This is a genomic window from Pontibacter sp. E15-1, from assembly GCF_022601975.1.
Taxonomy (GTDB): domain Bacteria; phylum Bacteroidota; class Bacteroidia; order Cytophagales; family Hymenobacteraceae; genus Pontibacter.
In genome coordinates, this window is the sequence record NZ_JAKVIR010000018.1 from 80,070 (window position 1) to 100,900 (window position 20,831).

11 protein-coding genes and 2 tRNA genes are annotated in these 20,831 nt (G+C 57.2%); 3 read left to right on the plus strand and 10 right to left on the minus strand.

The genetic code is table 11. From position 1 onward, the window contains the following. Positions 1–8: 8 nt before the first annotated feature. Positions 9–1,061 (minus strand): AI-2E family transporter, encoded by a 1,053-nt coding sequence (locus tag MKJ04_RS13840; protein ID WP_241642246.1) that lies wholly within the window; start codon positions 1,059–1,061, stop codon positions 9–11. 178 nt (positions 1,062–1,239) lie between these two features. Between MKJ04_RS13840 and sucC the strand changes: the two genes are divergently transcribed. After that, positions 1,240–2,436, plus strand: coding sequence for an ADP-forming succinate--CoA ligase subunit beta (sucC, locus tag MKJ04_RS13845; RefSeq protein WP_241642247.1), 1,197 nt, complete (start codon positions 1,240–1,242; stop codon positions 2,434–2,436). A 242-nt stretch (positions 2,437–2,678) separates the two neighbouring features. Here sucC and MKJ04_RS13850 read toward each other — a convergent pair whose 3' ends face one another. Continuing rightward, positions 2,679–3,095, minus strand: coding sequence for an organic hydroperoxide resistance protein (locus MKJ04_RS13850; RefSeq protein ID WP_241642248.1), 417 nt, complete (start codon positions 3,093–3,095; stop codon positions 2,679–2,681). Positions 3,096–3,274: 179 nt separating this feature from the next. Here MKJ04_RS13850 and MKJ04_RS13855 point away from each other — a divergent pair. Together MKJ04_RS13855 and MKJ04_RS13860 are read left to right on the plus strand one after the other, a co-directional pair. Next, positions 3,275–3,351: transfer RNA gene (locus tag MKJ04_RS13855), tRNA-Arg, on the plus strand. Positions 3,352–3,403: 52 nt separating this feature from the next. Continuing rightward, a tRNA-Pro gene (locus MKJ04_RS13860) sits at positions 3,404–3,477 on the plus strand. Positions 3,478–3,736: 259 nt separating this feature from the next. On the opposite strand, the gene MKJ04_RS13865 is transcribed toward MKJ04_RS13860, so the two are convergent. The 8 genes from MKJ04_RS13865 to MKJ04_RS13900 form a co-directional block, all read right to left on the minus strand. After that, a complete protein-coding gene (locus tag MKJ04_RS13865) occupies positions 3,737–5,476 on the minus strand; it encodes a RagB/SusD family nutrient uptake outer membrane protein (protein WP_241642249.1) in 1,740 nt (579 codons plus the stop codon). Between the two features lie 33 nt (positions 5,477–5,509). Next, complete coding sequence (locus MKJ04_RS13870; protein WP_241642250.1) at positions 5,510–8,695, minus strand: SusC/RagA family TonB-linked outer membrane protein; 3,186 nt, start codon at positions 8,693–8,695, stop codon at positions 5,510–5,512. Positions 8,696–8,719: 24 nt separating this feature from the next. Beyond that, a complete protein-coding gene (locus MKJ04_RS13875; RefSeq protein ID WP_241642251.1) occupies positions 8,720–10,177 on the minus strand; it encodes a fasciclin domain-containing protein in 1,458 nt (485 codons plus the stop codon). 116 nt (positions 10,178–10,293) lie between these two features. Continuing rightward, positions 10,294–11,976 (minus strand): fasciclin domain-containing protein, encoded by a 1,683-nt coding sequence (locus tag MKJ04_RS13880; RefSeq protein ID WP_241642252.1) that lies wholly within the window; start codon positions 11,974–11,976, stop codon positions 10,294–10,296. A gap of 25 nt (positions 11,977–12,001) precedes the next feature. Further along, the gene (locus MKJ04_RS13885) at positions 12,002–13,495 is read right to left on the minus strand and encodes a RagB/SusD family nutrient uptake outer membrane protein (protein WP_241642253.1); all 1,494 of its coding nucleotides are present in this window, start codon (positions 13,493–13,495) and stop codon (positions 12,002–12,004) included. A 32-nt stretch (positions 13,496–13,527) separates the two neighbouring features. Continuing rightward, complete coding sequence (locus tag MKJ04_RS13890) at positions 13,528–16,779, minus strand: SusC/RagA family TonB-linked outer membrane protein (RefSeq protein WP_241642254.1); 3,252 nt, start codon at positions 16,777–16,779, stop codon at positions 13,528–13,530. A 27-nt stretch (positions 16,780–16,806) separates the two neighbouring features. Continuing rightward, a complete protein-coding gene (locus MKJ04_RS13895; RefSeq protein WP_241642255.1) occupies positions 16,807–19,020 on the minus strand; it encodes a fasciclin domain-containing protein in 2,214 nt (737 codons plus the stop codon). A gap of 761 nt (positions 19,021–19,781) precedes the next feature. Next, complete coding sequence (locus MKJ04_RS13900; protein ID WP_241642256.1) at positions 19,782–20,627, minus strand: rhamnogalacturonan acetylesterase; 846 nt, start codon at positions 20,625–20,627, stop codon at positions 19,782–19,784. Positions 20,628–20,831 lie beyond the last annotated feature (204 nt).

Sequence of the window (20,831 nt, forward strand, 5' to 3'; positions counted from 1 at the left end):
GAAAGCAGCTACGCGCCGGTAGCGTCGGCAGGCCCGGCCTCCAGCACATCCTTGATATACAGCTCGTTGACCACGACCATCACCACCGCAAGGATCGGGGCGGCCAGCAATAGCCCCATTGCCCCCTGCAGGATGCCCAGCAGCACCTGAAAAAACAAGAGCAGGGCGGGCGGCAGGTTCACCGTTTTCTGGAAGATGATCGGGGTGATCAGGTAGCTCTCCACCATCTGGATTCCGCCGTACAGCAGCACCACATACAGGGCCATCTGCGGACTGACGGTGAGCCCCACCAGCACCGCTGGAAGCCCGGCCACCCACGGGCCGACATTGGGTATAAACGCCAGGAAAAAAGCGATCAGGGCCAGCGCAAAGGCAAGCGGCAGGCCCAGCAGGCTATACCCGATGGCCGCGCTCACCCCAACAATCACCATCGCCGACAGCATGCCCACCAGCCACGACTTCAGGGTGGTATAGCTCTGGCCGAGCACCTGCATGATGCGCGAGCGGTGCCGCACCGGGAAAAGCTTTGTAAAACCCACCGTGTACAGCTTCGGGCTTGAGGCCAGAAACAGGGCCGTGATGATCACGATAAAGAAATCCGCCAGGAAGCTCAGGGTAGTGGAGAAAATACCGGTGATGCTGGAAAACAGGGCGTCTTGCCTGGGCAGCATCTTGCTCATGTCGTCGGGCACCTTGTTCACCAGCCGCTGGCCCCAGCCAAACTGCGTGAGCCAGCCCTGCACCTGGCTCATGGCCTGCGGAATCGTCTCCTTCATCTCCTGCACCTGGCTACTGACAGTGGGCGCTACAAACCAGAACGCCGCGGTGATACTGCCAAAGAACAAGACCACGGCCAGCACCAGGCTTAGTCCGCGCCTCAGGTGCAGTTTGTCGGTTATCCAGTCGGTAAGGCCACAAAACAGCACGGCAAGCAGTATGGCCGCAAACACCAGCAAGAAAAAGTAAACGTGTTGCCCCAGCAGGTAAAAACCCGAGACGAGCAGTAAAATAATGAATGCGGCAATGGCAACTCTTTTGGCGTAGGTGTATACGTCGGGCATGAATATTTCTTTTAGGGTATAGTTTGCTTACGATGTGGGTCTTTTTACTGTGCAAAGCCAGCGGCAGTTGCCTTGGCCTGGGTATGAGACTATTTTGAGAGGGTATATTTTAAAAAAGCTTTACTTGAATCTGAGGGAATAAAGGTTTAATTTCGTGGCGTCCATTAAAACTGAAAGCATGAACATACACGAATATCAGGCTAAAGAAATTTTAAAGAGCTACGGAGTGCGTATCCAGGAGGGTATCGTGGCTGACACGCCAGACCAAGCCGTGAAAGCTGCCATGAAGCTGACCGAGGAAACCGGCACCAGCTGGCACGTGATCAAGGCCCAGATCCATGCGGGTGGCCGTGGCAAAGGGGGCGGTGTGAAACTGGCTAAAAACCTGGATCAGGTGAAGCAGATCGCCGACGAGATTCTGGGCATGACGCTGGTAACGCACCAGACCGGCCCTGAGGGCAAGCTGGTGCACAAAGTGCTGGTGGCGCAGGATGTATACTATCCCGGCGACTCAGAGCCAAAGGAATTTTACCTGAGCATCCTGCTGGACCGCGCAAAGGGCCAGAACGTGATCATGGCATCTACAGAAGGTGGTATGGACATTGAGGAAGTTGCTGAGAAGACACCAGACAAAATCATCAAAGAGTGGATCGACCCGGCTGTCGGGCTGCAGGGCTTCCAGGCGCGCAAGATCGCGTTTGCCTTCGGTTTGCAGGGCGAAGCCTTCAAGGAGATGGTGAAGTTTGTGACCAACCTGTACAAGGCATACGTAGAGACAGACTCTTCTATGTTCGAGATCAACCCTGTCCTGAAAACTTCTGACAACAAGATACTGGCCGTTGACGCCAAGGTTGACCTGGACGACAACGCCCTGTTCCGCCACAAGAACCTGGCTGCCATGCGCGACACCTTAGAAGAGGATCCGTTGGAAGTGGAGGCAAGCGAGTCGAACCTGAACTATGTGAAGCTGGACGGTAACGTTGGCTGCATGGTGAACGGTGCCGGCCTGGCCATGGCAACGATGGACATCATCAAGCTTTCTGGCGGCGATCCTGCCAACTTCCTGGACGTAGGGGGTGGGGCCAACGCGCAGACGGTTGAGGCTGGTTTCCGCCTTATCCTGAAAGACCCGAACGTGAAGGCGATCCTGATCAACATTTTCGGTGGTATCGTGCGTTGCGACCGCGTAGCCAACGGTGTGGTGGAGGCCTACAAAAACATCGGCGACATCCGTGTGCCGATCATTGTGCGTCTGCAAGGCACAAACGCCGAGGAAGGCGCCAAGATCATTGACGAGTCTGGCCTGAAGGTATACTCTGCCGTAGCCCTGAAAGAGGCTGCCGAGAAAGTGAAGCAAGTGCTGGCGGAGGTATAGTCTCCCCCATTCTATATAAAACAGAAAAGGCGGCCAAATTTGGCCGCCTTTTCTGTTTTATATAGAATGGGGTTTGGCGCGTTAGAAAGCCCGAACTCAATTCCAATGCATTGCCCCTGTGCCGGTCGCCCGGAGGTATGGCAGACAAAAGCGTGAGGCGGCTGCGCAAGCAAGCACGTTCAGCATGCATACCCCATTGGCTGCGCCACAGCACCGTCACTTTCCGGCTCCCTGGCTCTGCCTTACAAAACCTCCAGCTCTACGTTGATGTTGCCCCGTGTGCCAACAGAGTAAGGGCAAATCTGGTGCGCCTCGTCTACCATCTGCTTCGCTTTTCCGTTCTCCACTCCTTTCAGGTCTACCGCCAGTTTCACGGTCAGGCTGTAGCTGCCATTCTCCATCTTGTTCAGGTCTACATGGGCTGTTACGGTAGAGTCCGGGTTCAGGCGCTCTTTGTGCTGGCCCGCCACCACCAGCAGGGCACTCTGGAAGCAGGCCGCGTAGCCCGCCGCAAACAGCTGCTCCGGGTTACTTTTCCCCTTCTCGCCACCCAGTCCCTCCGGTATGGACAAAGGCATGTCGATCACGCCGTCTGATGACTTTACATGGCCTTTACGGCCTCCTGTGGCAGTAACTTCTGCCGTATATAGTTTCTCCATTGATCTTGTATGTTATCCTTTGCTTATTTTTTGTTTCAAACCGCAGGATACCTTGATTGTTTTGAAAAAAAGCAAATGGCTGTGGCTGAACAACCTGCGTCAGAAAAGCGGGCGGGGGTATAAATTTTGTCTGGGAATGTTTTCTTTTACCAGCTTAGTTCCTATTTTTGCACACACCAGCACCCGTAGTTCAACTGGATAGAATATCGGATTTCGGCTCCGAGGGTTAGGGGTTCGAATCCTCTCGGGTGCACCAGCAGAGAAAGCCTTGTGGCAACACAGGGCTTTCCTCCTCGCTGGATAAAGTTCGGGGTGTAGCGTAGCCCGGTATCGCGCCACATTTGGGATGTGGAGGTCGTAGGTTCGAATCCTGCCACCCCGACAGTAAAAAGCCCTGCAAGTTCGCTTGCAGGGCTTTTTTTATTCTCAGCCATTTACTCCCCTGCCGGCCCTCTCATCCTAACCCAATAGAACTACCGCAAGCCGATGCCCGGGCATGCTCCACACTTTCTCTAACCGCGAAATCCAAAATAGTGCTATCCTGTAGCATCTGAACATCGGAGCCATACCCCCTCTAAAAGCGCAAAGGCAGCCTGTTGGTACAGACTGCCTTTGCGCTTCATAAAACTGTCATCCCAGGCCTACTCCCAACGGAAAGGCAGGTACCAGTTCTCTTTGTTCATCAGCTTCGACCGCACCGCCGCAGCCTGCGGGTTGCCGGCTTTCTGCAGTTTCTCGTATACCCTGTCGGCCAGGAAAGCGGGGTCGTTCCGACGCATCGCAATGCGCAGCAGGTCCGGCCATCTGTTTCCCTCGAAAGCAAGCTCCAGGGCAGCCTCCTCAATAATCTTGTTCTCGATCTCGATCACCAGCCCCTCCCGGTTAGTCAGCACGGGGTCAGAGGGCACAGAAAGGTCGTAGTAGGCTGCGGAGTCTATCTGGCTCGGCAGTAGTCCGATCCGGCCCCGCACGCCCATGTTTCGGTACCAAGCCCCCCTGTAGTTCGGGAAGTCGCCCTGGCGGCCATCAAAATCATACGGCGCAGCTTCCATCGTGCGCTGAATGTCGGTCACGTCCCGGTTGTTCGAGAGCCGTGGGCGCGTCACCGGGTCCCAGTCCGGGTCGTAGGTCAGTTTGATGCCCTCGTTCAGCAAGGCATAGGCCACTTTAAACTTCTCGTCGCGGTTGGCGGCCTCTGCGAAACGCAAGTGCACCATCGCGGCGCGAGCCAAAAACCAGTTGCCCGGTGCCTCACGCAAAAAGGAAGTGTTGATGTTCTCCAGATACTTCTGCACCACTGGCTTCCCGGCTTTATACTCCACCGCGGCATAGGCCCGTGGGTCAACGGGTGTGTTGTCGAGGCGCGTTTCGGCATCCCACTTGTCCAGTATGGCCTCAGACGGCTTCAGCAGGTACTTGCCGGCGTTGTCTGAAAACAGGTTCACGAAGGGGTTCTTCGGGCTGAAGTTCTTGTTGAAGGGCAAGTCCCAGATAAACTCATAGTTCCAGTTGCGGGTCTGTGAGCCCGTAAAACCCACCTCATGCGAGAACGGGTAGCCCCAGGCGATCCGGTATGACTCGTAGTAATTGTCGAGGTTGCTGTCGGTGGTGCCCGTCTCCAGGATGGCCTTGTAGTGCGTGGCCGCCTGGGTATAGTTTCCTTTCCAGAGGTGGAGGTCGCCGAGCAGCAGCTGCTTGTTGATGAAGAACTTCTGGGTGGTATAACCGTCTGTGTTCGCCATCAGGGAGGCGCTCTGCGGGTACTGGTCCTTCACGGGGAGCCCCTCTGTAAAGTCAATCAGCGCATCAAGCAGCTGGTCGAACTCCAGCACCGGGAACTTGGCCTGGTCCTTCAGGTCCGCCACGGTGGCAAGCGGATCCGTCACGTAGGGCACGCGGCCGAAATGGATACCCAGCTGCAGGTATACCCAGCTCCGGAGCGCCCCGATATCGGAATAGCGCTGCGCATACTCGGCCTGCTCCATTTTGTTCTCCTGCACCATCTTGTCGAAGTTGGCCAGCACGTCGTTGCAGTTCACGATCACCTCGTAAAACGGGCGCGGGTCGGCGTACTTGTTGGTCTCGTTCACGCTGTGGTTGTTGATCTGGATCAGGTCCGGGTCGGAGGAGGCGTTCACGGTCACGTTCAGCAGGTCGCCCCGCAGCTCGTTCAGCACCACGTACTGCTCGGCCAGGTTCATGAACTTGCCATACACCCCGATCACGGCGGCATCGGCGTCAAACACATTCTGGTACGTCTGGTCTTTGTCGAGGGCCGTCTCCGGCTGTATGTCAAAGGTATCCTTGCAGGAGAGCGTGGCCACGCCAAGCAGCACCACCGGCATCACACGAATCAATGACCTGAATAATGTCTTTTTCATAAGAGGATATGTTATTTTCGAAGAAGTCTTTTGTTATAGTCCGAGCCGCACGCCCAGCAACACCGAGCGGAACTGTGGGATCAGCCCCAGGTCCACGCCCTGCGCGAAGACGCTGGAAGATGCGCTGAACTCAGGGTCATACCCCAGGTAGTCCGTCACCGTGAACAGGTTGTTGGCCGTGGCATACACCGATGCGTTTTTCAGGAAACGGTTGTTCAGGGCCAGGTCGTAGTTCAGCGTCAGGGTGCGCAGGCGCAGGTAAGAGCCGTCCTCAATCCAGCGGTCCGAGAAGCGGGCGTTGCCCATCGGGTCTCCCCAGCTGGCGCGCGGCATGTCTGTCTGCTGGCCGTTGGCCCTCCAGCGGTTCTGCACGCTCATCAGCTGGTTCTCCGTGCCGCGCATCGACTCGAGCTGCGCGCGGGTATAGTTGTAGATGTCGTTGCCCTTGCTGAAGGTGAACGCCGCATCAAGCGAGAGCTTTTTGTATGTGAACCGGGTGCTGAACATACCCGTGAAGTCGGGGTTCGGGTTACCGATCACGGCACGGTCGTCGCTGTTGATCAGGTTGTCGCCGTTGAGGTCGAGGAAGCGGATGTCGCCCCCGCGGAAAGCGGAGACAGTGCCGTCAGGCGTCACGGTGGAAAGCCCGGCGCTGCTGGCCTCCTCGTCGGAGGTATACACGCCGTTGGTTTTATACCCATAGAACAGGTTGGCCTGCTCCCCCACCTGCGTCAGGATGGTGGCTCCGGCAAAGTCGGTAAGCATACGCTCGCCGGGCAACTGCGTGATCTCGTTTTTATACTTCGCCACTTTCAGGCCCACATCCCATTTAAATGTCTCGCTGTTGATCAGCCGCCCGTTCACTGACAGCTCCAGGCCCTTGTTTTCCATCGCCCCGTTGTTGGTATACATATAGGCAAAACCTACGGCCGTGCTCAGGCGCTCCTGTATCAGCATGTCCTGGGTGGTGCTGCTATATGCATCCACGCTCAGTGCCAGCCGTTCGTTCAGCAAGGCCAGGTCCAGGCCCGCGTTCAGCTTTTTATACGTCTCCCACTGCAGCGCCGGGTTGCCGATGTTGCCCCGCACCAGGCCTTGCAGGCCCAGCAGGTTCTGCGACACATAGAACTGCCGTGAGGTGTAGTTGCCGATGTCGTCGTTGCCGGTGATGCTGTAGGTGGCGCGCACTTTCAGCAGGTCGATGGGGGTTACGCCCGCCATAAAGTCCTCGGAGGAAACGAGCCAGGCCGCGCCCACCGACGGGAACACGCCGAAGCGGTTGCCGTTGATCCGGAGCCCGTCCTCGCCCTCCCTGCCGAAGCGCGAAGAACCGTCGATCGCCATGCTCAGCGTCAGGAAATACTTGTCTAGGAAGCCGTAGTTTAGGCCGGAGTAGAGGCTCATCCAGTTCCATTTGCCGATGTCGCCGCTTGCCCTGCGCAGCGCCGTAGAACCGGTGCCGATGCTCTTCAGCTCATCCGTGGCCGAGTTGAACCCGAGGCCATAGTCGCTCTCGCTGTTGTTGTCGCTGTAGCGGAGGCCCACGTTGGCGTTCAGGTGGTGGATGTTGTTAAACCGCTTGTCGTAAGACAGGCGCGAGTCGGAGTATACCGTGAACAGGCGCTTCACCTGGTTGCCCATCCTGCTTTCGGCCACAGCGCTCTCCAGCGTGTCGGCCAGCAGGCCCCTGCGGGGGATAAAGAAAGTCTCCCGGATCTTGTCGTAGTTGATGCCGAACTGTGTGCTGGCCGTCAGGTCCTTGGTAAGCTCGTAGTTGAAGTCGATGGAGCCGAAGAAGCGGTAGTTCTGGCCTGTCGCCGTCACGTTGCTCACCACCGCAGCCGGGTTGCCCACATGAAAGAGGTCCAGGTCGGAAAGGTTCGGGGAGGTGATGCCCTCGTCAGAGATCTCGTTGCGCGACAGAAACGGCGCTTTGATCAGGCTCAGGTAAATCGGGTTCGTCTTGAAGGCGAGGCCCTGCTCGGCCAGGTTCTGCTCGCTGTACGAGAAACCCAGGTTGGTCTGCACCTGCAGCTTCGGCGACATGTTCAGGTCGGCGTTGAAGCGGGTGGTATAACGGTTGAAATCCGTGTTCCGCACCGTGCCGCCCTGGTCGAGGTAGCCCATGGAGAGCGCATACTTGGCGATGTTGTCGCCGCCCGACACCTTCAGGTAATAGTTCTTGTTGAAGCTCTGGTCAAAAGCCTCTTTCTGCCAGTCGGTGTCGTTGTGGTAATTGTGGTAGCCAGGAGCGCCCGGGTCATCGTTCATAAACGGCAGCGCCTGGATGTCCTGATCGGAGTAGCCGCTTCCGCGCAGCACGTCCGAGAGGTATACCCTGTAGTTGTAGGCGTCCATCACGGGCAGCTCCTCCGGGGTCATGTTCACGCCGGCGTAGCTGGCAAAGTCGATGCGGGTGGCCAGTTGCTCGGCGTGGCCCGTGGTGATGAAGATCGCGCCGTTCGCCCCTTTCGAGCCATAGATGGAGGTCGCGTCTTTCACCACCGAGATGTTGTCGATGTCCTTGATGTCGATGTTACTGAGCGGGTTGGTATAATGTCCGCTGATGAGCGAGCCGCCGTAATCGTTGATGTCGTAGATCATCCCGTCCACCACGATCAGGGGCTGGTTGCCGGTATACAGCGAGGAGTAGCCCCGCAGCGCCAGGTTGCCCCCGATGCCGGGCTCACCCGAGCGCCGGATCACGTTGAGTCCCGCCACGCGCCCCTGCAGGAAGTTCTCGGGGGTGGTGGCCGACATGGCGTATTTCTCCTGGCCGGGATTCAGCGACGTGACGGCGCTGGTGGTATGGTTCAGCGGCTGTGCCACGCCGCCCGACAGGTTTGCCACCTCATACAGCGAGCCGAACGTGTTCTCATACACCCGCACGGTCACGCTTTGTTGGCCTTTCATGGCCACCTGCTTGCGCTGGAAGCCCTCGCCGGTGATGGTGATCGCCGCCGAAGGGTTCGGGATGTTCAGTTTGAAGTTTCCGTCGTCGTCGGTGAGGGCGGCCGAGTAGCCGGGCACGCTCACGCTGATGCCGGGCACCGGAAGGCCGCTGGCGGCATCCAGCACCGAGCCCGTGATCACGGTCCCGCCGGTGTACTGCCGGGTCACGGCTACCGAGTCCGCCTGCTGTGCAAACAGGCAAACCGGGGAGGCAACCAGGGCAACGACAAACGAGAGCTCTTTTATTCTTCTTATAACTAGCTGCATAATATTAGCTTTAATTTAGGGTCTTTAGAACACAGGTACCAGTTCGATGTAGTCCACGGACAGCGGGTTCACGACGTCGTTCGTCGAGAGGGCCCCTACCAGGTACATGTCGATGAAGCCATACTTATCCACGGTGTACTCCCCCACCAGCACGCGCTCGCCGTAGTTGTTCGGCGTCACCTCGGTATAAGGCAGGTCGTTGGCCGTCGGGTTTTTGAAGGCGACTTTCTGGCTGAAGGTATACCCACTGTTAAAGTCGTTCAGGGCCTGCCAGTACACTTTGTAGGTGGTGGAGTTGACGTTGGGCACGCGGTACCGGATATGGAAGCCCCAGATGTCGTGGTTGTAGGCCAGGATGTCGGTAAACTTCTTGCCCGTCTCGCTTCTGCGCAGGCGCATGCCCACACTGCCGGCTTTCTCGGGGTGGCTCAGCGTGACGTTGCGGTTGTAGTACGCCCACTCCCCCTCGATGCGGATAGGCTTCAGTTTCTCCACTGGCTGCAGGTCGAGGCTGTTGAGCACGTACACGATGCCGTTGCTGGTCCGCTCTGTCCGCACTATGGCGCCTGGGTCGATGTGCACCTTCACGCTGTCGCGGGAGTAGAGCACGCTGGGCAGGTTTTCGGGGGTATACACGCCGCGCAGCGCAAGGTCTTTTACCACGCCCCACGCGGTGGCGTCGTAGGTACTGTCTTCGGTGTTGGTGGTATAGTAGGGCTTATACTCCTCAATCTCGGCCTGGAAGGCGGCATCTGTCAGCACGATGAAGGTATAAAGCGAATCTTCGTTGGAGATGTCCAGGGCCTGGCGGAAATAGCGGTTGCGCTGCACGATGCCCTGGATCGAATCATACACCGGCTTGCCGGTGGCGGGGTCCACGCCGGTTTGCGTGGCCAGGCTGTCGATAAACACCGTGTACTCCAGCGACTTCATATAGGCCTGCTGCTTCGAGGCCAGGTCTGTGCTCATCAGAAACTCCCAGGAGCTCATTTTGGGCGGCATGGCGGCGTCTATCACATGCAGCACGCCGTTGCCCGCATACCTGTCGGCCGCCGTGATTGCGGCACCGTCCACGCGGGCGCTTGCCTTGTCCCAGGTAATGTACTTGCCGTTCAGGGTCTGGATGCGCGACGACTTGGGCAGCGGCGTGTTGGTGAGGTACTGCTGGTAGCTGATGTGGTTGCCCACAAAGGCCTTCAGCCGCTCCGGGTCGTTCACGATCGCCTGGTCCACGTTTTGCAGGGCCTCGTTGGAGGGGGCAAACACGGTGAACGTCTTCGAGGATTTCAGCACCTGGTCGTACTCCGTTTTCACGAGGAACTCGCTGAACTTGCTCAGGGCCGGGTCCGCCTCAATCGCCTGAAAAATGTTCTCGCCCAGCGCCTGCTCCGTCACCGCGGTATGGTCTTCCCATTTGTCTTCGCAGGCCACCAGCGTGGCCAGTAGGAACAGGACGAGTATGTAATTTTTATATGATGCCATCTTTAAGAATTTAAAACAGACAAGGTGCTTGGGGTATGCCGGCGGTAAACAGGGCCGCCGCCAGCACACATGAAGCTTTTATGGGTTGAAATTCGTTCTCCGCAAAGGAGAAGGGCTTATTCTTCGAAAACCGGGGTGCCGTCTCTGTCCAGCTTCGGCCACAGCTGATCCTGGTCTACCGGTATAAACTGGATCATGTCGAGCTGTATCCACTGGCGCGACAGGTTTACCAGGCCCACCAGCTTGATGCTGTGGCGGTCCGTGGTCTCCACCTCGATGGTGCCCGCCAGCCTGGCGAAGCTGTTGTTCTCCGGGGCGGTGGTGTAGCGCTTCCATCCCTGGGCCAGCAGGTCGCCCTCCGGCACGCCGTTTGGCCAGTACTCGCTCATGTTGATGGTGCGCTGCAGCGGCTTGCCGTCGAAGAACGTCTGGATCGTTGTGCCCAGCCTTCTGTAGGCGATCCATACCTTGTACTTGCCCTTCACCAGCACCGGTGTCTTAAACTCGATCGACTTGACTACGGCTGGCCGCAGGTATATCTCCAGGAAGTCGTTGTACACGCGGGTGTTGCTCTCCGAGGACGGAACCGTGGTATACTTAAAGTCACCTCCGTCCGTGCCGCCTTCCAGCTTCACGTCCTTCAGCTGCGAGATACCCAGGTTGGTGGAGGTTGGGGTGGCGGAGCGCCACTGCGGCATAACGCGCAGCTCCGGCTGGTCGGCCACGTCAAAGTCCACGCGCACGGGCTTGCGCACCTTAATGGCGATGTTCTTGGTGATGGCGTGCAGCACGCCGTTTGTGCCTGAGTTGTCGCTGGCGGCGCGGTCAATGGGTGCGCCAGGCTCCAGTATACCGGCAAAGGTGTCTTCGTTGATCAGCACCGAGTCGCCTTTCAGCTTGGTGGTCAGCACCTCCAGCGGTGCCAGGGTGGCGTGCGAGGGGGCCGTCACGATGTCGGCCACATACTTGTTGTCCGGCAGGATGTGGTAGGCCACGTAGAGGTTCAGGCTGTCGCCCTCGGCGGCGGGGTTCCCGGTGTCGGAGTACTCTTCCTTCAGCGCCTCGTAGCTGCCGATGCCCATGTTGCTGTATACTGCGTCGGTTTGCGCCAGCAGGGTATACCAGGCGCGCTTCGTGTTGGCCTCATCCAGGTAAAGGGCGTTCAGTTTCTCATAGTACCCGGTCTCTTTCAGGGCTTGGGTAAAAATGGAATAGCTCGGGTTGTCGGCTACCAGTTCGGCTACCGTTCTGGTGGCGGGCTGCAGCACCCGGTCGATGCTGTGGATAATGCCGTTGCCCACCTTTATGTTGCCCTGCACCACTTTCGCCTGCCGGTTCACGTTTATCCTGGATTTGCCATCCTCGTTCACGGCACCCGTGATCAGGTACTGGCCCAACATCGTGATCTTGGGCAGCTTGCCGTCGGTGAAGAGGGACGTGGAGATCGTGTCTTCGATCAGGTGGAATTTCACCACTTTTTTTAGTTCCTCTAACTCCAGCTGGTCCACGGCGCTCACGCCTTTGTCCTGCATGTATAGCCGCACGGCGTCGTTGTTTGGCGCGAACAGGGTATAGGCCCCGTAGGCCCCAAGGTAACCCGCGTTCCCGGTCAGTTCCAGAATCTTTGAGAACTCGGAGAACTGCTCCTGGTTTTTCTCAAAGTAGCCCGTCATGTTCACGTCGGTGGTGGTGCTCGTCTCGAGGTACTCTTCCTGGCACCCCCACAGCACTGTCACCATCAGGAGGCAGGCAGCGGTCAGCTTTACCAGAATATTCCCACTTTCATTCCTATTTTTCATGTCTGTAGCAGTTTAAGGGAAAAGCTTATTTATAGAAGGGGTTCTGTTCCAGGTTCTTGTTGGTCAGGAGCTCATACTGGTAGATGGGCCAGTAGTGGCTGTTCACGTCCCGGATCTTGTTCATGATCGTCTGCTGCCGGTCCACCGGGGCGCTCGCGATCACCATATCGCGCAGGATGTCCATGCGGGCGTAGTCGTCGCGGCGGGCGTTGCGCAGCACGTCATACCAGCGCTTGCCCTCGAAGGCGAACTCCCGTGCCCGCTCCTCCAGTATGTAGTCGACGAGGCCGTTCACATCGCCGGCCCCCACGGTGCGCTCGGTGCCTGGCAGGGCATTGGCGCGCTCCCGGATTTTCGAGACGATGCCCAGCGCCTCCTCGCCCTGGCCGGTCAAGGCAAGCGCCTCGGCCTTCATCAGCAGGATGTCGGCGTAACGGTAGAAGATGAAGTGGGCGTATGAGTCGTTGAAAGACCGTCTTTGGTCCTGGGTCAGGCCAAGATATTTCCATACCTCGCTGCTTGAGAGCCGAACAGAGGCGTTCAGCCGCGCGTCCACGTTCAGCGGGTCATTCTCATCGAGGGTATACACCTCCTCTATCACGCGGGGGGCCACCAGGAACCGGCGACCCACGCTGGCGCTCAACAGCGCATAGTATGGGTTATTCTTCTGCTCGCTGAACTGCAACTCAAAAATGCTCTCGCTCGAGTTGCCCACCCCGTACAGATCCTGAAACCAGCTTGAGTTTAGCTTTGGCTGCACCAGGGCAAACTGGCCGGAGTTAATGAGCTTGTCGCAGGCTGCGATGCTTTTTTCGTACTCGCTTTTCCAGAGGTATACATCGGCCTGCAGGGCGTTCACGGTGTACTTGGTCACGCGGCCCTTGTTTGCCGCCGTGTTGCCGTACGTGATCGCGGCCCACTGCTCTGCCTGCTCCAGGTCTTTGGTGATCTGCTCCAGAATCTCCTCGGCGCTGTTTTTGGGCAGGGCAATGTCCTGCTCGTCGCTAATGGTGGCGTCCAGCTTTAGCGGCACCTCCCCGAAGCTGCGCACCAGGTAAAAGTACATCAGGCTCCGGATGGTCAGGGCCTCGGCCATGTAGGCGTGCAGCTGATCCTCGTGAAAGGTGTTGTCCTGGTCGAGGGTGCCGGGGGCCAGCTCCAGCACCGTGTTGCAGTAGTTGATGGTTCTGTAAAAGGGCCGCCAGTTGGCGATGGGGTTGGTGTCTACGATGTTGCCGTTGATCACGTCCTGCTCGTTGTAGCGCACCCCGGAGTTGGCCATCAGCATGTCCGCCCGCAGCTCGCCCCACAGGAAGAGCTTTTCGGAGAGATCGTTGTCCAGCATGGAGGCGTAAATGCCCACCACCGCAGACTGCACCTGCTCTTTGGTCTTCCAGAAGTTCTGCCGCACAATGCCGTCCTGGGGCCGCAGGTCGAGGTATTTCTCGCAGGCGCTGGTGCCCACCAGCACGGCCATAAACAGGACCGCCTTTATCAGTGTATTCTTACTTTTAAACATATTCAGAGTGTTTAGAGCCTAGCGTATCTATTTTAGAATCTGACGTTTGCACCGATCGTGATGGTCTGCACCGGCGGTGTTCTCGATTCGTCAAACCCGATCCGGAAGGGGTCGCTTCCGCGAAGGGTCACCTCCGGGTCCTGGCCGGTGTAGTTCGTGAAGGTGAGCAGGTTCTCGGCCGTCACGTAAAAGCCCAGGTCCTTCATACCCAGTGGCTGAATGATGTGCTGCGGCAGGTTATACCGCACCGTGATGTACTTGAAGCGCAGGAACGAGGCATCCTCTACGTAGCGGTCGGAGGCCAGCCAGTTGTACCCGTAGCCGAGCAGCGCGCGCGGAATGTCGGTCTCGTCTCCGGGGTTGCGCCACCTGCGCAGCACGGCCGTGCTCTGGTTGTCGTAGCTGTACATGTTCTCGGTCAGCATCTTGGTCTGGTTCACCACATCAAACTTGTAGCGGAAGTTGAAGAACAGGTTCACTTTCCAGTTCTTGTAGCTCACCGACGGGCCAAAGCCGCCTGTCAGCTTGGGGTTGGCGTTGCCCAGGTACACCACGTCCATGTGGTCGATGTTGCCGTCGTGGTTGATGTCCTCATACATGGCATCGCCCGGCTGGAACGTGTAGTCGATGGTTGGGTAGCCGAAGCGCATCGGGATAATCTGCCCGTTGGGGCCCACGATGGTGTTGCCGTTCTTGTCGCGGGCAGTGGTCGACTCTGAGTCGGGGTATACCCCCTTGTAGCGATAGCCATAGAAGGAGCCAAACGGGTTGTTCTCCTGGATGGTGATGAGGTAGCTGCCGTTGCGCAGCAGGTCGCCGCCGGTACGGGGGTATAAATCAGAGATTTCGCGGATGATGTTGTTGTTCTGAGCGAAGTTGAAGCCGAAGTTCACCGTCAGGTCTTTGCTGCGGTACGGCGTGGTGTTAAAGGCCAGTTCCCAGCCCTGGTTATCCATGATGCCCACGTTCATGTCCACCTCGTTAAAGCCGGAAACGGAGGAAATGTCCAGCCCCTGATAAAACATGTCTTTTGTGCGCTTCTTGTAGAAGTCCACATCCATGCCTACCCGCTGCTGAAACAACTGCACGTTAAAGCCCACGTTCTGCTGCACCACGGTTTCCCACTGCAGGTTTTTCAGCTCCATGTTGGCCGGGTACACCCCAGACATACCCAGGTAGTTCCAGTCGTAGTTGTTGTAGATGTTGAAGTGGCCGTAGCTTGCCCGTGGCTCGTTGCCGCTGGTACCGTAACTGGCGCGTGCGCTCAGGTCGTCGATAAAGGTCAGGCTTTGCATGAACGGCTCGCCCGACACACGCCATCTGGCGGAGATGGACGGAAACGTGCCCCAGCGGTGGTTCTGTCCAAACTTCGAGCTGCCGTCGCGGCGAACGCTGGCATTCAGGATATAGCGGTCGAGGAAGCCGTACTGCGCGTTCAGCAGCACCCCCACGCTTCTGTTCTGGTTCGAGAAGGAGTACAGGTTGAGCTCCTCGTTCTGAATACGGGACGGAACAGAGGGGTCCTGCAGCAAAGCCGATGCGGCATTGGAAGTGGTGAGGCCATACCCTACGGTCTTATAGTCGAAGGTCATGAACGAGGCCAGCGCCTGCAGGCTGTGGTTTACGCCAAGCTGCGGGGTATAGATCAGGTTCGTTTTGGAGACAACGCTGAACTGGTCAAAGTCAGAGTCAGAGGCCCTGTTCACGGTGGTCTCGGTGGCTGGCCGCCCTGTAGCTGTCTGCGGCAGGAACGTCTTGGTCTTGCTGTTGTTGATGTCGAACTGCACGTCCGAGGTTGCCATCAGGCGGTTCGGGATGATGTCGTACTGCAGGTTGAATTTCGGGATGATCCGCTCGCCGATCAGCTTGTTCTGCCCTTCCAGCGCCATGGCCAGCGGGTTGTAGGTTCTGCTATAGCCCCCCTGAATGTTGGAGGCCGGCGAGAAGTAGTTTGGCGTCACGTTGCCGTACTCGTCCACTTCATACAGGCCCATGTTGGGCATTTTGTTGTAAGCCACCCCGCGAATGCTGTTGGTATAGCTCCGGTTGTTCTCCGAGTGGGTATACGCCAGGTCCGTTCTGAAGCGGATGCGCTTCGACACGTTAAAGTCGAGGTTGATGCGGGAGGAGATACGGGAAAGGTCGGTGCCGATGGTCGTTCCCTCCTGCCCCAGATACCCCACCGAGGCATAGTAGCGGGCCTTGTCGCCGCCACCCGACAGCGACAGGTTGTGGTCGTTGATGTAGCCTGTCTGCGTGATGGCGTCGATCCAGTCGGTGTTGTTGCTGTAGTTGTAGAAGTAATATGGGTCGTTCGGGTCGTATAGGAACTCCTTTACGTTGGTGGTGTTCAGCGGAGAGCCGGTGCGGTTCATGTAGGCCTCCGGGATCAGCATCGAGTACTGGTCACCGCTCAGCATCGGGATCGCGTCCGGCTGCTTGCTCACGTTTCCCTTGAAGGAGTAGTTCACCGTCGGCTTGCCTTTCGCGCCCCGCTTGGTCGTGATCACGAGCACCCCGTTGGAGGCCCGGGAGCCCCAGATGGCCGTGGCCGCCGCGTCTTTCAGCACCGATATCTCCTTAATGTCGGCCGGTGCGATGTTGAGGAGCTGCGCATACCCCTGCTCGTCGGCGGTCGCGAAGTTAAAGTCGGCGGCAATCTCGATGGCATAGGGCATGCCGTCCACCACAATCAGCGGGTCGGCGCTGGAGTTGATGGAAGACGTGCCGCGGATACGGATCGACATACCGGCTCCGGGGTCACCGGTGTTAGTGGTGATGTCCACGCCGGCCAGACGCCCCTGCAGGGCCTGGTCGATGGAGGTGGCCTGCACCTCTGCGATCTCCCGCGTGTCCAGCTTGGCCACGGCCGAAGTCAGGTTGCGCGTCTCGATCTGCATCATGCCGCTGTTCACCGCGTCGGCCACAATCTGCACCTCGCCCAGCGTCTTGGCATCCGACTCCAGCTGCACATTAATTGTAGCGCGGTTATTGGCGTTCACCGTCACGGTCCGGAAACCGATGTAGGAAATCACGAGCTTGTGCATCGGGTCTTTCATCCGGACAGCGAAGTTACCGTCGATGTCGGTCTGTGCGCCCGTCACCACGCGGTTGTCTTCATCCATCTCTGTCACCGACACGCCCACGAGCGGCTCCTGCGTGCCCTGCTCGGTTATCTTGCCCCGCACGATGGGGAAGGCAGCCTGCGCCTGCGCCACAGCGCCACTTAGCAGAAACACTGCGGCCAGCGACAGGTATACCATCTTTCCAAGTAATTTTTTCATATCTACTTTCTGTTAATTCCGCTTCGATTAATTTTCAGGGTGCTGCAGGTAGCCGTCGATCTGGTGGATGATCACCTTGTTCGCCAGCACGTTGCTGTTGGCCCTGACCACCTCGACAGTCCGGCCATTCGCGTCAGTCACGCGCGTGTCCACCAGCTTGCCTTTTTGGGTTACCGGGTCGGCCTGCACGGTCAGCGAGGTGGTCACACCGTCCAGATCCTTGTGCAGGGTCGGGAAGCTGCCTGTCTTCTGGCCATCCGTCACGATGTTCTGGTTACCGACGATGTGGTACTGGATGAACTTGGCTATTTTCTCCTGATCGGCGGTAGACATTTTATTGTAGAGCGGGGGCAGCTTGCCATCTTCCAGGGCCTGCGCCATGGCCTCGTTGCTCGGCACAAAGATGGTATAGGGCGTTCCGCCCGACATGCCTTTGATGTCCTGGGTGGACCAGTCGTAGGCAAACGAGGAGTAGGTCAGGTACTCATGGAACTTGGAGAAATTCTCGTTCTCGGCCAGGTGCTGGCTCGGTTTCTTGTCAGTGAAGCTCAGGATATCGTCCAGGTAGTACACAATGCCGTTGAGGGTTTCCACGGGACCGGTTGCCTGCACCATCTCGCCGTTGTCGGCGTTGCCCGATGCGGTTACCTTGCCGTCTTTGTACTTGATGTACTCGCCGCCAAACGTCTCCATAATCCCCTCGCCGCTCAGGTCGTTCAGCTGGTTGTCGAAGGTGAAGGCGATGTGCTGCTGGATGATTCTGTTCATCCGGAGCTGCGCCTGGCCACCGGCCAGCACGGAGCCTCCCATGGGCGGGGTGTATACCCAGTACTGGAACTGCGAATCCCAGCTAAACCCGGCGTTCGTCAGGGCCTCGTCCGAGATCAGGAACATCGTGAACTTCACGGCAGGGTTTGTCACCGTAAACTTCATGTCTCCCTCCAGCGCCCGGATCATCATCGAATACTTTGGGTTGAGGTAAGCCTTGCCGTACACGGTATGGAAGACGTTGGCCCGCTGCACCTTGTTCGTGCCGTAGAAGAAGCCGTTGCTCAGCACTTTCTGGTCGATCACGTTGGAGGCTGGGTCAAAGCGGGCCTCCTCGCCGAAATCGTTGCTGGTGGTTTTGAATTTGGTAGGCCATACCGTCGTCGGGAACATGTGGGCCGACACAAAATCGCGGATAATGTTGAGCGGGAGCTTGTCCACAGTCCCGTAGTGCTCCAGCAGCACCGACGAGATGTACTGGGTCAGCTCGTTGTTGGTCGGCACGAAGAGGGTGCGGCCGTTTGTCTGCCCGTCGTTGTCCTGCATCTTCTCGTAGTTCTCGTTGTTGAGGGCGAAGGGCAGCTCTTGGCTGTAGTACTTCACATACACAGGGTCGCCCTGGCCGGTGCGCACCTGGTGCCGCCGGGTGGCCTCGGTGTTGGTGAAGAAAGACACCATGTATTTCTCGAGCAGCTTCCGGAACTCGCTGTACTCCGGCTTGGTGGCCAGGTACTCTTCCATGTTCTGCAGGGGCAGGATCACCCTGTCGATCACGTGGATCACGCCGTTCTCGGCCAGTATGTTCGCCGACACCACCGAGGCACCCGCCACGTTAAAGCCCGTGCGAGGCGTGTTGGGGTAAAAGAAGTTATAGTCCGCGTCCGACAGCCCTTTCTTGGTAAAGTAGGCGTCGGTAAAGAACGGGATGTGCTTGTTGTTGTAGTCGGCAGACACGTAGGTGGCGTTGTTGCGGTTAGAGGCGATCACGTACTGGTTGCTCATCTCCTGGCCGTCCACAGTAATCTTATCGGCTGTGTACACGCCGGTATAAAAGGCCGTGCGGCGCTTAAAGGCCTCGTTCTCCACCCACCCGATATTCGATTGGAAGTCATCGAGGCGGTCTTTGGTGAAGGCATTGTAGGTAAGGGCGTAGGCCACAATCTGGCTCGCCATCGCTTCGTCTATGGCGTCCACGCTGGCAATGCCGTTTTCCTGGAAGAACTTCTGGAAAGCCTCGTCGTTAGGGGCGAAAACCGTCCAGTAGCCGGCGCCGCTCAACGTGTTCTTGTAGCCTGCCTTCTCGATGAGGGCCACAAAGTTCTTGAAGTTCCCGCTTGCCTCCAGCTGTTGGTACACGGGGTCAGCAAGCGTGTCGGGCCGGGCATAATACTCGTCCATGGTTTTGTCTCGGCAGTTGGTCAGCAAGACCAGGAAGGACAAATAGTACAGTATAATCTTTGCAGGTTTGCTCATAATGATGAGTAATTGTGAGAACTAAGAATTATCGACTGATTACTGATTGTGGAATTCCGGTTAATGGTATGGCACTTAGGATTTTTCAGGCACAAAGCTCCCCTCTCGGGATAGACCAGTATCTCTTGCTTGTATTATTTTAAACCGGAATGTGATTTTATCCTATCTATACCTTGCACCCGAGAAAAATACACTGCTTCCGAAAACCCGAGGGCTCCCAACAGTATAGCCAGGCTGGTGTGGTTGTAGGATTTAGGTAAGTATGTAGAGTTTATCCATTCGCTATATCAGTTAAGTGTTAAATATAAATTTTATTTAATCCTTCTAAAGTAATTGGTCACTCGCGGTTAGGGCTATAATTAGGGGCATTTGTCGCCTCGGTAGTACTGCGCAACCGATTGTCTGACAGCACAATACTAAACCATTGATTAAATGTATAAATAACATGTCCAAACCCTATCCTGCTCTATCCTGTCTCCGGGACATTTTGTGTAATGCAGCAGAATTAGCTGTGAACGGTTTTGTCCAAAATCAGCCTGCTCGTATAACCTGACGGGCTGAAACGGCACAATACACCATATGGCTGAGAAAATATTTCGCGGATGATTTTAGGGTATGATTTTTTTGTGGCCCGTCTGCATGATATCACAGTCGTAATGGTGCAATTTCTCAGATAAGGCTGAGGAATGGTATGGCCAGCATCAGGCAGGCAGCATTGCGCTCCCTTAAACTTATAGAATCGTTTGCGCAGACCTGCTCCGCTACCGCCCAGCTGCCACATCGGCGGCCTTGCCCCGCCGGGCCAGGTAAGCGCGCAGCCCCAGCTTGTTTTCCTCCCGGATGCCTTGTGCCACGGCGGCGGCGTTCACTTTTGCGCCTGCCTCGATGGTATGGGTATGGTCTTTTGTGTTGAAGTAGGTGCTTCGCACTTTCTCCTCCCCTTCCTGCTCGTAGCGGTCGGCGATAAGTTTGTTCAGATCGATGAAGGCGGCGTTTTCCTGCTGGGCGGCGGCGGCGGCCCACTTCCCGTAACTGTCGGCGTTGCGGTCGGTCTTGCCATCGTGCCAGCTGTTGCGGGGCACCGGCGACAATACCACCGGAGTGGCGCCCTTGGCTTTTACCTCAGTGATAAACTGGCGCAGGTACCAGCCATACGAATGCACAATCTCGTGCTTTTTGGTGATGAGGTTGTCGATCTCCTCGATTTCGTCTGAATTGCTCCTGATAGTGCCGCGCGCGCGCAGGGTATCGTTCACGGGGCTGCTGTCGTTGTGGCCGAACTGCATCAGCACATAGTCGCCAGGCTTGATGAGGGGCAGCACCTTGTCCCAATGCCCCTGGGTACGGAACGTGCGGCTGCTGGTTCCGCCAAGGGCATGGTTCTGCACCGCAATCCGGGACGTGTCGAAATGCGCCGCCAGAAAATCGCCCCACCCCCACAAGCCACCGTCGCCTCTCCCCTGCCCGTTCTTCACCGTCGAGTCCCCGATCAGGTATAAAGTGGGCTTTGGCTGGTTGGTTTTGAGCGCCACACACGAGGCGGTCAGCACCACAACCAAAAGGGATAAATACACGAGCTTGCTTTTCAGGGACTTTAAAATGGCCATAGGGAGATAGATTGGGGATACGTTATTTTAAGGTGAATTCGATGATTTGGAATAATACTACTATCAATTAGAATTTGCACAGTCAAATTTGACGTTACGCAAGAGAGCCGCGCAGTTCGTAAAAGTCCCCCTTGGGGGTAGGGGCCCTCTAAGATGAAGGGGGCAGGGGGATGAGAGGCGGCCGGAATAACCTTTCGTGTTCTT

Bases quoted from the DNA above. Each gene is read 5' to 3' on its own strand.
- MKJ04_RS13840 (WP_241642246.1), bottom strand. From the start codon at position 1,061: ATGCCCGACGTATACACCTACGCCAAAAGAGTTGCCATTGCCGCATTC.
- sucC (WP_241642247.1), top strand. From the start codon at position 1,240: ATGAACATACACGAATATCAGGCTAAAGAAATTTTAAAGAGCTACGGA.
- MKJ04_RS13850 (WP_241642248.1), bottom strand. From the start codon at position 3,095: ATGGAGAAACTATATACGGCAGAAGTTACTGCCACAGGAGGCCGTAAA.
- MKJ04_RS13865 (WP_241642249.1), bottom strand. From the start codon at position 5,476: ATGAAAAAGACATTATTCAGGTCATTGATTCGTGTGATGCCGGTGGTG.
- MKJ04_RS13870 (WP_241642250.1), bottom strand. From the start codon at position 8,695: ATGCAGCTAGTTATAAGAAGAATAAAAGAGCTCTCGTTTGTCGTTGCC.
- MKJ04_RS13875 (WP_241642251.1), bottom strand. From the start codon at position 10,177: ATGGCATCATATAAAAATTACATACTCGTCCTGTTCCTACTGGCCACG.
- MKJ04_RS13880 (WP_241642252.1), bottom strand. From the start codon at position 11,976: ATGAAAAATAGGAATGAAAGTGGGAATATTCTGGTAAAGCTGACCGCT.
- MKJ04_RS13885 (WP_241642253.1), bottom strand. From the start codon at position 13,495: ATGTTTAAAAGTAAGAATACACTGATAAAGGCGGTCCTGTTTATGGCC.
- MKJ04_RS13890 (WP_241642254.1), bottom strand. From the start codon at position 16,779: ATGAAAAAATTACTTGGAAAGATGGTATACCTGTCGCTGGCCGCAGTG.
- MKJ04_RS13895 (WP_241642255.1), bottom strand. From the start codon at position 19,020: ATGAGCAAACCTGCAAAGATTATACTGTACTATTTGTCCTTCCTGGTC.
- MKJ04_RS13900 (WP_241642256.1), bottom strand. From the start codon at position 20,627: ATGGCCATTTTAAAGTCCCTGAAAAGCAAGCTCGTGTATTTATCCCTT.